Source organism: Halomonas sp. ANAO-440, from assembly GCF_019915905.1.
GTDB classification, from domain to species: domain Bacteria; phylum Pseudomonadota; class Gammaproteobacteria; order Pseudomonadales; family Halomonadaceae; genus Halomonas; species Halomonas chromatireducens.
In genome coordinates, this window is the sequence record NZ_JAHXBV010000005.1 from 188,087 (window position 1) to 202,553 (window position 14,467).

14 protein-coding genes and 4 tRNA genes are annotated in these 14,467 nt (G+C 62.4%); 7 read left to right on the forward strand and 11 right to left on the reverse strand.

Annotated elements, in window-relative coordinates:
- Positions 1–26 precede the first annotated feature (26 nt).
- Together KZO25_RS05965 and ttcA are read left to right on the forward strand one after the other, a co-directional pair.
- Complete coding sequence (locus tag KZO25_RS05965) at positions 27–656, forward strand: 3'-5' exonuclease (protein WP_223136274.1); 630 nt, start codon at positions 27–29, stop codon at positions 654–656.
- A 91-nt stretch (positions 657–747) separates the two neighbouring features.
- Complete coding sequence (gene ttcA / locus KZO25_RS05970) at positions 748–1,689, forward strand: tRNA 2-thiocytidine(32) synthetase TtcA (RefSeq protein WP_410505376.1); 942 nt, start codon at positions 748–750, stop codon at positions 1,687–1,689.
- 111 nt (positions 1,690–1,800) lie between these two features.
- On the opposite strand, the gene fnr is transcribed toward ttcA, so the two are convergent.
- From fnr to ccoN, 11 genes are all read right to left on the reverse strand, one after another.
- Positions 1,801–2,547: a fumarate/nitrate reduction transcriptional regulator Fnr gene (gene fnr / locus KZO25_RS05975; RefSeq protein WP_223136275.1), complete on the reverse strand. Its 747-nt coding sequence runs from the start codon at positions 2,545–2,547 to the stop codon at positions 1,801–1,803.
- A 152-nt stretch (positions 2,548–2,699) separates the two neighbouring features.
- Positions 2,700–4,091: an oxygen-independent coproporphyrinogen III oxidase gene (gene hemN, locus KZO25_RS05980; RefSeq protein ID WP_262488864.1), complete on the reverse strand. Its 1,392-nt coding sequence runs from the start codon at positions 4,089–4,091 to the stop codon at positions 2,700–2,702.
- 107 nt (positions 4,092–4,198) lie between these two features.
- The gene (locus KZO25_RS05985; protein WP_223136276.1) at positions 4,199–4,897 is read right to left on the reverse strand and encodes a sulfite exporter TauE/SafE family protein; all 699 of its coding nucleotides are present in this window, start codon (positions 4,895–4,897) and stop codon (positions 4,199–4,201) included.
- The gene (ccoS, locus tag KZO25_RS05990) at positions 4,897–5,130 is read right to left on the reverse strand and encodes a cbb3-type cytochrome oxidase assembly protein CcoS (protein ID WP_223136277.1); all 234 of its coding nucleotides are present in this window, start codon (positions 5,128–5,130) and stop codon (positions 4,897–4,899) included. The genes KZO25_RS05985 and ccoS overlap by 1 nt, the downstream gene beginning before the upstream one ends.
- The gene (locus tag KZO25_RS05995; protein ID WP_223136278.1) at positions 5,127–7,604 is read right to left on the reverse strand and encodes a heavy metal translocating P-type ATPase; all 2,478 of its coding nucleotides are present in this window, start codon (positions 7,602–7,604) and stop codon (positions 5,127–5,129) included. The genes ccoS and KZO25_RS05995 overlap by 4 nt, the downstream gene beginning before the upstream one ends.
- A 34-nt stretch (positions 7,605–7,638) precedes the next feature.
- Positions 7,639–8,154 carry a FixH family protein gene (locus KZO25_RS06000; RefSeq protein WP_066445011.1) on the reverse strand — a complete coding sequence of 172 codons (516 nt, stop codon included), beginning with the start codon at positions 8,152–8,154 and terminating at the stop codon, positions 7,639–7,641.
- On the reverse strand, positions 8,151–9,590 hold the full coding sequence (gene ccoG / locus KZO25_RS06005; protein ID WP_223136279.1) for a cytochrome c oxidase accessory protein CcoG: 1,440 nt from the start codon (positions 9,588–9,590) through the stop codon (positions 8,151–8,153). The genes KZO25_RS06000 and ccoG overlap by 4 nt, the downstream gene beginning before the upstream one ends.
- A 128-nt stretch (positions 9,591–9,718) precedes the next feature.
- Positions 9,719–10,648, reverse strand: a complete 930-nt coding sequence (ccoP, locus tag KZO25_RS06010; RefSeq protein WP_066445020.1) for a cytochrome-c oxidase, cbb3-type subunit III — start codon at positions 10,646–10,648, stop codon at positions 9,719–9,721.
- A complete protein-coding gene (locus tag KZO25_RS06015; protein ID WP_223136280.1) occupies positions 10,645–10,881 on the reverse strand; it encodes a cbb3-type cytochrome oxidase subunit 3 in 237 nt (78 codons plus the stop codon). The genes ccoP and KZO25_RS06015 overlap by 4 nt, the downstream gene beginning before the upstream one ends.
- Before the next feature lie 2 nt (positions 10,882–10,883).
- A complete protein-coding gene (gene ccoO, locus KZO25_RS06020) occupies positions 10,884–11,492 on the reverse strand; it encodes a cytochrome-c oxidase, cbb3-type subunit II (protein WP_066445025.1) in 609 nt (202 codons plus the stop codon).
- A 22-nt stretch (positions 11,493–11,514) separates the two neighbouring features.
- Positions 11,515–12,939, reverse strand: coding sequence for a cytochrome-c oxidase, cbb3-type subunit I (ccoN, locus tag KZO25_RS06025; protein WP_066445027.1), 1,425 nt, complete (start codon positions 12,937–12,939; stop codon positions 11,515–11,517).
- 161 nt (positions 12,940–13,100) lie between these two features.
- Here ccoN and KZO25_RS06030 point away from each other — a divergent pair, with 161 nt between their 5' ends.
- The 5 genes from KZO25_RS06030 to KZO25_RS06050 all read left to right on the forward strand — a co-directional run bounded on the left by KZO25_RS06030 (position 13,101) and on the right by KZO25_RS06050 (position 14,342).
- Positions 13,101–13,832: an alpha/beta family hydrolase gene (locus tag KZO25_RS06030; protein WP_066445029.1), complete on the forward strand. Its 732-nt coding sequence runs from the start codon at positions 13,101–13,103 to the stop codon at positions 13,830–13,832.
- A gap of 41 nt (positions 13,833–13,873) precedes the next feature.
- Positions 13,874–13,949, forward strand: a tRNA-Val gene (locus KZO25_RS06035).
- A 51-nt stretch (positions 13,950–14,000) separates the two neighbouring features.
- Positions 14,001–14,077 (forward strand) — tRNA-Asp (locus tag KZO25_RS06040).
- Between the two features lie 108 nt (positions 14,078–14,185).
- A tRNA-Val gene (locus tag KZO25_RS06045) sits at positions 14,186–14,262 on the forward strand.
- A 3-nt stretch (positions 14,263–14,265) separates the two neighbouring features.
- A tRNA-Asp gene (locus KZO25_RS06050) sits at positions 14,266–14,342 on the forward strand.
- The last annotated feature ends 125 nt before the right edge of the window (positions 14,343–14,467 follow it).

The following is a 14,467-nucleotide window of genomic DNA, read 5'->3' on the forward strand; positions in this document are numbered from 1 at the left end:
GCCCGTGAATAACAACAGGAGGCTACATGCTTCGAGCATTGCGTCGGGCCAAGGATCGTCGCCGTCACGCCAACGGCGAATATGGCTGGCTGTTTCACCCTTATACTGGCGATGAGCTGGTCGCCATTGACTGTGAAACCACCGGCGTCGACACCCGCACGGCAGAGCCGGTTTCCATCGCCGCCGTGAAGGTGCGTGGCGACCGGGTACTGGCCAGTGAGTCGCTGGATCTGCGTCTCCGGCGTCCCGCTTCGCTCACGGGGGACTCCATTCGTGTTCACGGACTGCGCGGCATCGATCTTGACGACGGCGAGAGCCCCGGCGAGGCGCTGGCTAAGCTGCTGGAATTCATCGGTAATCGTCCATTGTTGGGCTGGCACCTCGATTTCGACCTCGCCATTCTCAATCGCCAGCTACGTCCACTGTTCGGTTTCGAGCTACCCAACACCGGCATCGACGTGGCCCAGCTCTACCATCGCCAGCTCCGCCGTAGTGCCATGGATCCGGATCCGACAACGATTCGCTTCGATACGGTAGCGGAAATACTGGGGGTGCCGGTAATGGGGCGCAACACCGCACTGGGGGATGCCGTAACCACGGCGCTGATGTATCTGAAGCTGGAGCGCGGAACCATGCAGGCCCGGCGGGAGGCATGACCCTGCTGGTAGGGCCGGGCGTCGCCAGTAGCGGGCTGCGATGGTAGGATGGGCCCCGATATCCACCACACGCCCTGGCAGCGCCGTGACCATGCAAGACGCCATGACAATCGACCCACTCGCCCTGCGGGGCCACTCAGACAGGCTCTCACCTTGTTCTGCAGATGAGCCCGGCTCTCTGCTGGATGGCCTGGATGCCAAGGCCCGGCGGGAGTTCAACAAGCTGCAAAAGCGCCTGCGTCGCCATGCAGGCAATGCCATCATCGACTACGGCATGATCCATGAGGGCGACCGGGTGATGGTTTGCCTGTCGGGTGGCAAGGATAGTTACACGCTGCTGGAGATACTTCGCAATCTGCAGCGCAACGCGCCAGTGAATTTCTCCCTGGTGGCGGTCAACCTCGACCAGAAGCAGCCCGGCTTTCCCGAGCATGTATTGCCGCGCTACCTGGACGCCATCGGCATCGAGTACCATATTCTCGAGCGTGACACCTATTCGGTGGTCAAGGAGAAGACACCGGAGGGCAAGACCACCTGTGCGCTCTGCTCGCGACTGCGGCGTGGCTCGCTCTACGGCTTCGCCGAGGAGATCGGTGCCACCAAGATTGCCCTGGGGCATCACCGCGAGGACATACTCGAGACGCTGTTTCTCAACCTCTTCTTCGGTGGCAGCCTCAAGGCCATGCCGCCCAAGCTGCTGTCCGATGATGGCAAGAATATCCTCATTCGCCCGCTGGCCTATTGTCGCGAGGCCGATATCGCCGAGTTTGCCCGGCTGATGCAGTTCCCCATCATTCCCTGCAACCTGTGCGGCTCACAGCCCAATCTTCAGCGCCAGGTGGTCAAGGAGATGCTGGCCGAGTGGGAAGTCAAGCACCCTGGCCGGCTCGAGAGCATGTTCAAGGCGGTGACCAATGTGGCCCCTTCACAGCTGGCTGACCGCGACCTGTTCGACTTTACCGGTCTCGAGGAGAAGCAGGCCAGGCGTCAAGAGAACCACATCGATGCCATCGACCTGACCCACGGGGGCTGAACAGAAGCGGTTGTGGCCGCCGAGACTGACGTCATCGGTAGTAGGCCCATAAATAAACGCCCCGTCGCGCTTTGCTCGACGGGGCGTTTATTTGGCAGGTGAGGCCTGGGCTCAGTGCTCTTCCTGCGCCTGGGCAAGCAGGGCTTCCAGGTTCAGTATGTTGACTTCGCGCCCTGAGACCTCCACCAGGCCCTGCTGCTGGAAGCGGCCCAGGATACGGCTGACGGTCTCCACCGCCAGGCCCAGATAGTTGCCGATATCGGCCCGGGACATGGACAGCCGGAAGCTGTAGGGCGAGTAGCCGCGTCGACGGAAGCGGTCCGACAAGCTGGAAAAGAAGCTGGCCAGGCGCTGGTCGGCGGTCTTGCGCGATAGCAGGCGCATCATGCGTCGGTCGTCCCTGAGCTCCTTGCTCATGCTGCGGTAGAGCTGGCCACGCAGCTCTGGCAAAACCTCGGATAGCGTATCGAGGCGGTCGAAGGGGATCTCGCAAACCGTGGTGGTCTCGAGTGCGATCACGCTGCCGGGATAGGCCTGCTCGCCGATGCCGTCGAGCCCGACCAGTTCGCTGGGCAGGTAGAAGTTGGTGACCTGATCGTCGCCGGAACCTTCCGTGGTGACCTGCTTGAGGCTGCCGGAACGCACGGCATAGACGCTGTTGAAAGCGCTGCCCTGACGGAACAGCGACTCGCCTTTCTTCAGGGGTGCGCGACGGCGAATGATGGCGTCGAACTGTTCCATATCTTCAAGCTCGAGCGCCAGCGGCAGACACAGGGAACTCAGGCTGCAATTCTGGCAGCGAGTTTCATGCAGCAGGGAACGCCGCTTGTCGACCGCATTGGCCGTTTGTACAGCCATTGGTCACCTCCTTGATCGTGATCATAGAGGTATTATGGAGCATTCTTTGGCCTGGGAGAATGCCCGTTGTGACGATTGGTCGCAACACATTGATATGCCGAGCTATTCGCTGGCGCAAGTTGCCGAAATCGCTGAAGAATTCAAGAAAAAGGTTAAGTTGGTCGTTGTGGTGGATGGGCATCGAAGGCCATGGCGAGATGATGAATCAGCAGCCTTCCGATCGGTGTGGCAACGAGACGTCTCCCATGCCATGTCAACAGGCCATCCCGGGCCAGCGTTTCCAGGCGAGCCAGGGCGTCCGCCAGGTAGCGTTGCGCGTCGATGCCGAAGTTCTCCTCCAGTTGATTCAGGTCCAGCTGCATGTCGCATAGCAGCCGCTCGATGGCATGGTGGCGGACCCGGTCGTCGAAGGTATGGCGAAGGCCTCGTGCCGTAGGCAGGTGGCTGGCATCCAGGGCCGCCTCGTAGGCGCTCAGCTTGGTGTGATTCTGGGTGTACAGCCCGTCCAGTTGAGAGATGGCCGAGACGCCCAGTCCTACCAGATCACAGTGCTCATGACTGGAGTAGCCCTGGATATTACGCCTTAGCGTTCCCTGGTGCTGGGCTTTCACCAGGCTGTCACTGGGCCGGGCGAAGCGGCCCATGCCGATATGCACGTAGCCGGCATTGGTCAGCATGGTGATGCTGGTTTTCAGAATGGCCAGCTTCTCTTCCGGGCCAGGAAGGTCCTCGTGGCGGAAGCGTTGCTGGGAAGCCCGCTGCGACATGGGGTCGTAGTGGAGCAGCGATAATCGGGCCGGTGCCATGGCGATGACCTGCTCCAGGGTGACAGAAAAGGTGTCGCGGGTCTGGAAGGGGAGGCCATAGATCAGGTCGAGGTTCAGGGAGCGGAAGCCCAGGCGGTCAGCTTCATCAAGCAGGGCCTCCGTCAGGATGCGTGGCTGTACGCGGTTGATTGCGCGCTGAACCTTGGGATCGAGATCCTGGACACCGAGGCTCAGGCGGTTGAAGCCAAGGGCCTGGAGGTGGCGCAGGGTAAAGACATCGGCCTCGCGGGGGTCGATATCAATAGCATAGTCGCGGCCCCTGGCGCTGGAGAGTCCGAAGCGGGCGTCCAGGCGGTCGATGAGGTCGCTCATCTGGTCAAGGCTGAAGAACGTCGGCGTGCCGCCGCCCCAGTGCAGTTGGCTGACTTCCCTGCGCGTATCGAGATGCGACCTTATCAGGACCATTTCCCGGTCGAGCCGGGAGAGATAGGGCTCGGTGAGGCGTGTAGCCTTGGTGACCACCCTGTTGCGGCTGCAGTAATAGCAGGCCTTGCGGCAGAACGGGAGATGGATATACAGCGAAAGGGGGCGACCGCTGTCATTGCTCTTTGCCAGAGCCTTTTGATAATCCACCTCACCGATGTCTTCCTGAAAGGAAGCTGGCTCTGGATACGAGGCGTATTGCTGTCCATGGATATCGTATCGGCTCAGCAACTCTTCGTCCCAGGCGAAGGGATCGGCCATCATTCCATGTAGGGACATCGCGGGGACGGACATGAGGACACTCCGGCGTCTCATAAGATGCCCACATGCTAGCGGTAGCGCGTCCGTCGCGGATTGAGCTGCGTCAAGCGAAGCAATAATGAGCTGATGAGCCGCTCGTTTCAGTGTACGACTCCGGCTCCCAGCAGCGAGACGAGCTGCCATATTGCAAAGGCGATGATAGACAGGGCAGCCAGGGTACGCGTGGCCCGGTGTCGGATCAGCGCGCCCAACTGGCGCGCGGCGAAACCGGTTACCAGCAGTGCAGGCAGGGTGCCGAGCCCGAAGGCCGCCATCAGCAGCGCGCCGCGGACGGGGTCGGCGATGGCCAGGCTCCAGGCCAGCATCGAGTAGACCAGGCCGCAGGGCAGCCAGCCCCACACCGCGCCCAGGCCGATCGCCTGTGGGATGCTGATGACCGGCATGAGGCGCCTGCCGATGGGCTCGAGGTATCGCCATAGCTGCTTTCCGACTGCCTCGACCCTGAGCAGGCCTTTCCACCAGTCGGCGATGTAGAGCGCCATCAGGATCAGCATCACGGCGGCAAACAGCTGCAGTATCATCCGCGCCGTGGAGGACAGGGCGATTACTGTGCCCAGCGAGGCGACAAGGGCGCCTGCGGTCATATAGCTGAGAATTCTCCCCAGATTGTAGCCGAGCAGCAGCCCGGAGAGCCGTGCCGGACTGCGCATGCTGGGGGGGACGGCAAAGGTCAGGGCGCTCATGATGCCGCCGCACATGCCGATGCAATGGGCGCCGCCGAGCAGGCCGAAGACGAAGGCTGCCAGCAGCGGTGGCAGGCCGAGACCGGTGGGATCCATCAGCGGTCGGGGGGCTCGTCGCTCTGGGAGGCCTCGGACTTTTCTCCGGCTGGCTTGCGACGCTGCTCTCGGGCTTCTGGTGTCAGGTCGTTCTCATCGTCATCGAACAGGATGCGATGTGCGGGCCCCTCAAGGTCCTCGAACTGATCGTTCTTGACGGCCCAGAAGAAGGCCCAGACCGCCAAGCCGAGCAGGATCAGCGAGAGCGGGATGAGCATATAAAGAATGGTCATGCGTTCACCAGGCGAGCGGAGTTGACCGGGGCCGGCGGCGGTGCGGTGCGATAGCGGCTCAGGCGAAGGGCATTGCCCACCACCACCAGGGAGCTGGCCGACATCCCCAGAGCTGCCACCCAGGGCGGCACGATTCCGATGGCAGCCAGGGGCAGAGCCGAGAAGTTGTAGCACACAGACCAGATCATGTTCTGGCGCATGATGCGGCGTGTGGCATTGGCGATCTCGATGGATTCGACGATACGCATCAAACGGGGGCTGAGCAATACGGCATCGGCGCTGGTGCGCGCCAGGTCGGTGGCGCCATTCATGGCGATGGAGACATCGGCCCCGGCGAGAACCGGCACGTCATTGATGCCGTCGCCGATCATTGCCACCTTCTCTCCACGCTCCTGGCATTGGCGGATATGCGCCAGTTTTTCCTCGGGGCTGGCGGCGGCACGCCAGGCGTCGATGCCGAGGGCTTGGGCAAGGCTTTCCACGGCACCGGCATTGTCGCCGGAGAGCAGTTCCACCGCGACGCCGCGGGCCTTTAGCGCCGACACGGTGGCGGCGGCGTCTTCGCGGACCCGGTCATGGAGCGCGAACCAGGCGCGGGGCTCGCCTTCCTCGGTGAGCAGCAGCCACTGCCCCGCTTCCGGCAGTGCCAGATTCTGCTGGGGTGCGGCAAATTCAGGGCGGCCCAGCCGCCAGAGCCGGCCAGCGATGCTGCCCTCGACGCCCTGCCCGGTGTGGCTTGTTCGCTCGCTGGCCTGAACGGTGGCCTGGCGCCAGGGACGGAAGGCACGGGCGATGGGGTGTTCGGAGTGAGCTTCGAGGGCCGCTGCTATCACCCGTGCGCGATCTATCGACAGGTCGCCGGTTGGCCGCGTCTCGCGCAGCTGCATTTCGCCGCTGGTCAGGGTGCCTGTCTTGTCGAAGATCACCCGGTCCACCTGGGACAATGACTCGATGGCATCGGCGCGGGTAATCAGCACGCCGCGGCGTCGCAACTGGCCGTGGCCGGCGGTCAGTGCCGTGGGGGTGGCCAGTGCCAGGGCGCAGGGGCAGGTCACCACCAGTACCGAGAGCGTGACCCATAGCACCCGGGAGGGGTCGATGAACCACCAGGCAATGGAGACACAGGTGGTCACCAGCAGCAGTCGCAGCACGAACAGGTGGGACATGCGCGCGGCCATCTGAGCCAGGCGGGGGCGGCTGGCGAAGGCGCGGTCGGTGAGGTCGACGATACCGGCCACCCGGGCCTGCTTGCCGGCATGGGTGACCCTCACGATCAACGGGCTCTCGATGTTCTGACTGCCGCCGACCACGCTGTCACCGACGCGGCGTGTCACCGGCAGGTACTCTCCGGTGAGCATCGACTCGTCGAGGCTGGACTCGCCTTCCTCGATCACGCCGTCGGCGGGTACGCCATGGCCGGGCTTGATCAGAATCCGGTCGCCGGTGGCGAGTTCGCTGGCCGGCAGGATGCGCTCTTCGCCCTCCACGGTCAGTCTCGTCGCCGACAGCGGCAGGGCCCCGGCCATGGCGTTGCCGGTATGGCCGCTGCGCCGCCGGGCCCTGGCCTCGACGTAGCGACCGAACAACAGGAAGAAGGTGAACATGGCCACCGAGTCGAAATAGACCTCGCCAGTGTCGGTGATCACAGCGTAGCCGCTGGCCAGGTAGGCCCCGCCGATGGCAATGGAGACCGGTACATCCATGCCCAGCACCCGTGTGCGCAGGTCGCGCACCGCGTTGCGGAAGAACGGCATGGCCGAAAAGAACACCACCGGCGTGGCCAGGGCAAACGAGAGCCAGTGGAACAGCGCGTAAAAGTCAGCGCTGATCTCGCCGGGGCTGGCCACATAGATGGGGATTGAGAACATCATCACCTGCATCATGCCGACGGCGGCGATGATCAGGCGTCTTACCGTCATGCGCTCTTCGAACTGCAGCCGCTGCTGGGCCGCATCAGGCTCATAGGGCTGGGCGCCGTAACCGATGGCTGCCATCTCGGCGAGGATGCGCGATAGCTTGAGCCGGGCCGGGTCCCAGGCCACGCGAACGCGGTGATGGCTGAGATTCACGGCACTGGCGCTGACGCCATCCAGTGCGTTCAGGCGATGCTCGATCAGCCAGGCACAGGCTGCACAGGTAATACCGTCCACCGCGAGGGTGGCGCGTACCAGGCCATTATCGCCTTCGGGGTGGACGAACTCCCGCTGCAGCCCAGGGTCGTCGAAGACGGCCCAGGTCTCGGCCTTGATCTTCTGGCGATCGTCCGGGCGCTCGGGCAGCTCGGTACGAAAGCGGTAGTAGCTCTCGAGCCCGCCGTTGACGATGGCGTGCGCCACCGCCTCGCAGCCGGGGCAGCAGAGCGGGTGTGCCTGGTCGTCGAGGGTGATCGTCCAGGGCGCACCCGCCGGGACCTGGCTGCCGCAGTGATAGCAGTCTGGCGTAGTTTGTTCTGCCGCGGTGGCGTGCTGATTCATGGCCGCTCGGATGAGTATGTCGAGACGCAAGCCATCAGCCGCGGTCCACGATGCCAGGCGTCAGAGCAAATTCGTCCTCGCTGGGAAAGCTGCCTTCGCCTACCAGGCGCCAGGCCGGCTCGACCTCGCTCGGGTGCAGCTGCAGGTACCAGCGGTAGCGCAGGTTGTCGGGCGCCTGGCCGAGATAGCGCCCATCTCGCACGTGCTCTAGAACGATGTCCTGGTCGCGGCCGCCCAGCGTGGGGAAAATCAGCTTCAGGTAGAGCCGCTCGGGGCGTTCTTCACCTTCGAGCTGAACGATGATGTCGCTGGTCATGGGGTCGATGCGCAGTTCTGCCGCCAGATCGAGTTCATGGGCACGCTGCTGCTTGGCCAGCACCATATTGATCGCTCGACCATGCTCATAGTAATCCTGCTGTACCAGGCCGTCGGCAGTTCGCACGGCCATGACGGCCAGGGTCGAGCTGCCGAAGATCGAGGTAAACAGCAGGCCCAGCAGGAACCAGGGCCAGAACTGCTTGTACCAGGGGGAGTGGGTGGTCATGGTCATCTCCGAGCTTCGCCGATGAAGCGGGTGTCACGTTCAAGTGCGATGCGTTCGTTCTGTTGGGATTGTACGTTCAATTGGATCGGGTGGCTGGGCAGTTCCAGCACCTCGGGGTCGGCGGTGACCTGTACCGCGAACCTGCGCGAGGCACCGGCAGGAACACGCAGCGTGTCGGTATCGATCTCCAACCCGGGCAGGCCGCTTACTTCGAGGCGAAACTCATGGTCCTCGCGATCCTGGTTGCGCAGAGTCAGGGAAAAGACATTGCTGATACGGCCGTCACGGGTCATCTGATAGAGCTGCCCGCGTTCCCGCTCGACTTCAAAATCCAGCGGCATGCGATCACTCAGCGCCCATACAAACAGGCCAATCATCACCAGCAGTGCCACCAGGTAGCCCATCAGTCGCGGACGCAGGATATGAGTCGGCTTGCCTTCCAGGGCATTCTCGGTGGTATAGCGGATCAACCCCCGCGGATAGTTCATCCTGTCCATCACACTGTCGCACGCATCGATGCAAGCGGCGCAGGTGATGCATTCATATTGTAGGCCGTCACGGATATCGATGCCGGTGGGGCAGACCTGAACGCAGAGGTCGCAGTCGATGCAGTCACCGTATCCGGCCTCCCGAGCCTGCTGATGGCTGAGACTCTTCTTGCGTGAACCGCGAGGTTCGCCGCGAGCCTCGTCATAGGACACGATCAGGGTGTCGGCGTCGAACATCACCCCCTGGAAGCGGGCATAGGGGCACATGTAGATACATACCTGCTCGCGCAGCCAGCCGGCATTCAGGTAGGTGAATACCAGGAAGAAGCCCGACCAGAAATAGGCCCAGCCGTGAGCCTGGAGGGTGGGCAGTTCCACCACCAGTTCACGGATCGGTGTGAAGTAGCCGACGAAGGTGACCCCCGTGGCAAGGGCGATCGCGAGCCAGATGATGTGCTTCGCGGTCTTGCGCCATGCCTTGTCCAGGTTCATGGGCTGGCGGTCGAGCTTGATGCGACGGTTGCGAGAGCCCTCCAGGCGATGCTCGACCCAGATATAAAGAAAGGTCCAGACACTCTGGGGGCAGGTGTAGCCACACCACACGCGGCCGGCGAAAACGGTGATGAAAAACAGGCCGAAGGCGCAGATGATCAGCAGCCACGACAGCAGGATGAACTCCTGGGGATAGAAGGTCGCGGCAAAGATATGAAATTCCCGTCCTGGCAGGTCGAACCAGATCAGCGGGCGGCCGTCCCACTGAATCCAGGGCGTGACGAAGAAGGCCAGCATCAGCAGCCAATTGGCACAGCGACGCAGGCGTTGGAAAAACCCTTTGATCTCGCGCACATAGATATGCCGCCGGCTGGCGTACATCTCCTGCTGTACGACGGCGCGCGGTTCGTGGTGGCCCACGGGATCCGGGGTCACATCGCGGGCGGGTATCTTGTCACTCATGGCGGACTCGTGGCGGGCAGGGATGGCCCGCAGAAGGGGAGCAATGAAACAGGTCCATTGTATCGAGGCCCCGTCACCAAGAGAAAGGGTGCGACCTCAGGCCGCACCCTTACTGCCCGGCTACGTCCTCAGTCGCGAAAACGAAGGCTGTAGACGTAGGCGGCGACGAGATGGACACGCTCCGCACCGATATAGGCTTCCTGAGCCGGCATATGGCCGTTACGACCGTTGCGCAGGGTCTGGCGAACCGAGTCGGCCACGCTCTGGCCGGGCATCTGGTAAAGCCAGATGTCATTGGTCAGGTTGGGGGCGCCCAGCGCCTGGTTGCCGCTGCCGTCCGGCATGTGGCAGGCGGCGCAGACCGAGGCATAGACCGCCGCCCCTTGCTCGGCACGGTCGGCTTCATGCTCGAGGTCGGAAAGCGACAGGACATACTGGGTGACGTTCTCGATGTTGTTCGCGCCAAGCGTCTGGAACGAGGGCATCAGCCCGTTACGTCCCCTGACCAGAGATGTCATGATCTGCTCGGGCTCGCCGCCGTAGAGCCAGTCGTCATTGGTCAGGTTGGGGAACCCGTAGCCGCCCTGGGCGTTGGCGCCGTGACATACCGCACAGTTGTTCTGGTAGATGCGGTCGGCGACCAGCATGGCCTCCTCATCCCGGGCCAGTTCCGGGATCGGAATCTCCTGGTACTGGGCGAAAATTGGCGTGAAGCGCTCTTCGGCCCTGGCAACTTCCTCTTCCCACTGGCCTTCCTGGGTCCAGCCAAGCAGGCCCGTGAAGTTACCCAGCCCCGGATAAAGCAGCAGGTAGCCCAGCGAAAAAACGATCGTTGCCACGTAGAGCTGGAACCACCAGCGGGGCAGCGGGTTGTCGTACTCCTCGATCTCGTCGGCGGCGTGACCGGTGGTCTCTACGTTGCCATCGGCATCCGGCACCTTGTCGGTCTTGCGGTTGGCGTAGAGGATCCAGAAGGCGAAGGCAATGGAGCCCAGCGTGAGAACGATGATCCAGGCGCTCCAGAACCCGGAAAGGGAGTCATCCCAAAGATTGTTCATGTGTTTCTGTCTCCCTTGTTCGTACGGGAATCGCCGTTGTCGCCCGGCTCGCTGCTCGAGCGGGGCGAGGCGCTGCTGTCACGTATTGGCTGCTCATCCTCTTCGGCGAAGGGCAGGTTGGCCGCCTCATCGAAGTCCGGCTTGCGACGCCGGGAGTAGGCCCACCAGGTGATGCCGAGAAAGGCGACGATCAGCAAAAAGGTGATGATGCCGCGAAAGGTTCCGGTATCCATGGTCAGCGTGTGCCCTCGAGCACGGTACCCAACTGCTGCAGGTAGGCGACCAGGGCCGTGATTTCCTGCTGCCCACGCACTTCGCGGGTGGCGTTCTCGATATCCTCGTCGGTATAGGGCACGCCGAGGGTGCGCAGCGCCCGCATCTTGCGCGGCGTATCGTTGCCATCGAGCGTACGCTCGAAGAGCCATGGGTAGGCCGGCATGATCGATCCCGGCACCACGTCACGCGGGTTGTACATGTGGGCACGGTGCCAGTCGTCGCTGTAGCGGCCACCGACGCGGGCCAGGTCGGGACCGGTGCGCTTGGAGCCCCAAAGGAAGTTGTGCTCGTAGATGAACTCGCCAGCCACGCTGTAGTGGCCATAGCGCTCGGTCTCGGCGCGGAACGGGCGGATCATCTGGGAGTGACAGCCGACGCAGCCTTCCCGGCGATAGATGTCACGGCCTTCCAGTTCCAGGGCAGAGAGCGGGCGCAGGCCCTCGACCGGCTCGGTGGTCTGCTTCTGGAAGAACAGCGGCACGATCTCGGCCAGGCCGCCGAAGCTGATCACCACCAGGATCAACACGGCGAGCAGGCCTACGTTCTTTTCGACAATCTCGTGTTTCATTGGTGTCGGTATCCCCGGTTGCTCAGGCGGTCTGTGGAATCGGATGTTGCACGGCTTCGCTGCGCTGGATGGTCTTGAAGACGTTGTAGGCCATGATCAGCATGCCGATAATCCAGAACAGGCCGCCGATCAGGCGCACGATATAGCCCGGACCGCTGGCCTCGACGGACTCCATGAAGGTGTACATCAGGGTGCCGTCAGGGTTGATGGCGCGCCACATCAGGCCTTGCAGGATGCCATTGACCCACATGGAGGCGATATAGAGTACCGTTCCAATGGTAGCCAGCCAGAAATGCACCGCAATCATGCCGACCGAATACATTTCGGTGCGACCGAACAGGCGCGGGATCAGGTGGTACATGGAGCCGATGGTGATCATTGCCACCCAGCCGAGTGCGCCGGCATGGACGTGGCCGATGGTCCAGTCGGTGTAGTGCGACAAAGCGTTGACCGTCTTGATCGCCATCATCGGTCCTTCGAAGGTGGACATGCCGTAGAATGACAGGGCAACCACCAGGAAGCGCAGGGTCGGGTCGGTGCGCAGCTTATGCCAGGCGCCGGAGAGCGTCATCATCCCGTTGATCATGCCGCCCCAGGAGGGCGCCAGCAGGATGATCGACATCACCATGCCCAGCGACTGGGCCCAGTCGGGCAGGGCGGTGTAGTGCAGGTGGTGTGGGCCTGCCCACATGTAGATCATGATCAGCGCCCAGAAATGGACGATGGATAGCCTGTAGGAGTAGATGGGGCGCTCGGCCTGCTTGGGCACGAAGTAGTACATCATGCCGAGGAAGCCGGCGGTGAGGAAGAAGCCGACCGCGTTGTGCCCGTACCACCACTGCACCATGGCATCGATGGTGCCGGAGTAGATGGAGATCGAGTACATGGCGGTGACAGGGATCGCGGCATTGTTGACGATGTGCAGCACGGCCACGGTCAGGATGAAGGCGGCGAAGAACCAGTTGGCGACATAGATGTGCGACGTCTTGCGCTGCTTGATGGTCATCAGGAAGACGATGGCATAGCTGACCCATACTGCGGCGATCAGGATATTGATCGGCCACTCCAGCTCGGCATACTCCTTGGTGGTGGTGTAGCCAAGCGGCAGGGTGATCACTGCCGACACGATCACCGCCTGCCAGCCCCAGAAGGTGAAGGCTGCCAGCTTGTCGGAGAACAGGCGCGTCTGACAGGTACGCTGCACGACATAATAGGAGGTTGCCATCAGCGCCGAACCACCGAAGGCAAAGATGACGGCGTTGGTGTGCAGCGGGCGCAGGCGGCCAAAACTCGTCCAGGGCAGGTCGAGGTTGAGTTGCGGCCAAACCAGCTGTGCGGCAAGGATGACGCCGAGGAGCATGCCCACGATGCCCCACACGACTGTCATGATCGCGAACTGCCGAACTACCTTGTAATTGTAGGTCGGGTGCTCTAATGCTGTGCTCATGTCAGGTTCCCATCGAACGCGTATCGAGAGCCGGCCGTCACGGATGCTGCGGCCGGCGCTCACGGTTGGGTGAAGCGGGTCAAAAACAGAATGGATTCTATCGCAGCCGCATCGCAGACTGAAACACGCCCAAGGGCGAAACTCACACAGGAGTTTGACCGGTGTCGTACTTTGCACGACTTGATCGGGTAGCAATTTCTTCGGTGCGCCTCCGCGAGCGCCTCCTCGAAGGGGAGACCGGACGCTGGCGTGTCGAGGGGCTGGGTCCGCTGGAAGTTGAGGGTGACGGAAGCGTCGGCCGGCTGCTGATCGCCCATGGGGCGGGGGCTGGGCAGGGGTCGCCCTTCATGAGCCAGCTGCGTGGCAGTCTGGCGAAGCAGGGGGTGCAAACCCTGGCGATAGAGTTCGCCTACATGCAGCGAATGCAGAAAGAAGCCAAGCGTTTTCCGCCACCGCGCATCGATCGTCTGGTGGATGAAATGAGTGCCTGGTGCGACATTCTGACACATCCCGAACTGGGTAGCTTCTGGTTGGGCGGGAAGTCCATGGGCGGACGAGCTGCCAGCCTGCTGGCGGCCCGCGACCAGGCCGCAGGATTGATCCTGTGCGGTTACCCCTTCCATCCGCCGGGCAAGCCGGAAAGCCTTCGCCTTTCGCACTGGCCGCTGCTCGGCTGTCCCACCCTGGTGGTTCAGGGTAGCCGCGACCCCTTTGGCAACCGCGAGGAAGTCGAAAGCTATCGGCTGGGCGATGACGTTGCGGTGCATCTGCTGGAAGATGGCGATCACGACTGGAAGCCGCGGCGTGCTTCCGGTTTCACCCAGGAGGGGCTGATCGAGGAAGCGGCGGGGGTGATCGCCGCCTTCATGCGGCAACACTCTGAAAGGCATTGACAACCAACCGGATCCCTGTAGAATTCAGCGCCACGTGACCGGGGTGGTTAGCTCAGTTGGGAGAGCACCAGCCTTACAAGCTGGGGGTCACTGGTTCGAACCCAGTACCACCCACCATCGCTCTCGAGCATCAAGCGATGGCGAGTGATCACGTAGGAAGCACGCAGCGGACCGGTAGTTCAGTTGGTTAGAATGCCGGCCTGTCACGCCGGAGGTCGCGGGTTCGAGTCCCGTCCGGTCCGCCACGATGACTGGCATGCAGTATCGAGTAGCCATGCAGTATCGAGTAGCCATGCAGTATCGAGTAGCGTTGTATCGAGCAGGGCTATTAGTAAATGAAGTGCGGTATCCGTGGGTGATTAGCTCAGTTGGTTAGAGCACCAGCCTCACATGCTGGGGGTCACTGGTTCGAATCCGGTATCACCCACCACGCGGACCGGTAGTTCAGTTGGTTAGAATGCCGGCCTGTCACGCCGGAGGTCGCGGGTTCGAGTCCCGTCCGGTCCGCCAACACGATTTTCCAGACCCCGAGCCGAATGGCTCGGGGTCTTTCGTTATGCACGGTTTTTCCTTTCCTGTCTTCTCTTGCTCTCCTGCTGCGCTATGCTGCTTTCGCCTATGGTGCATCATTATCT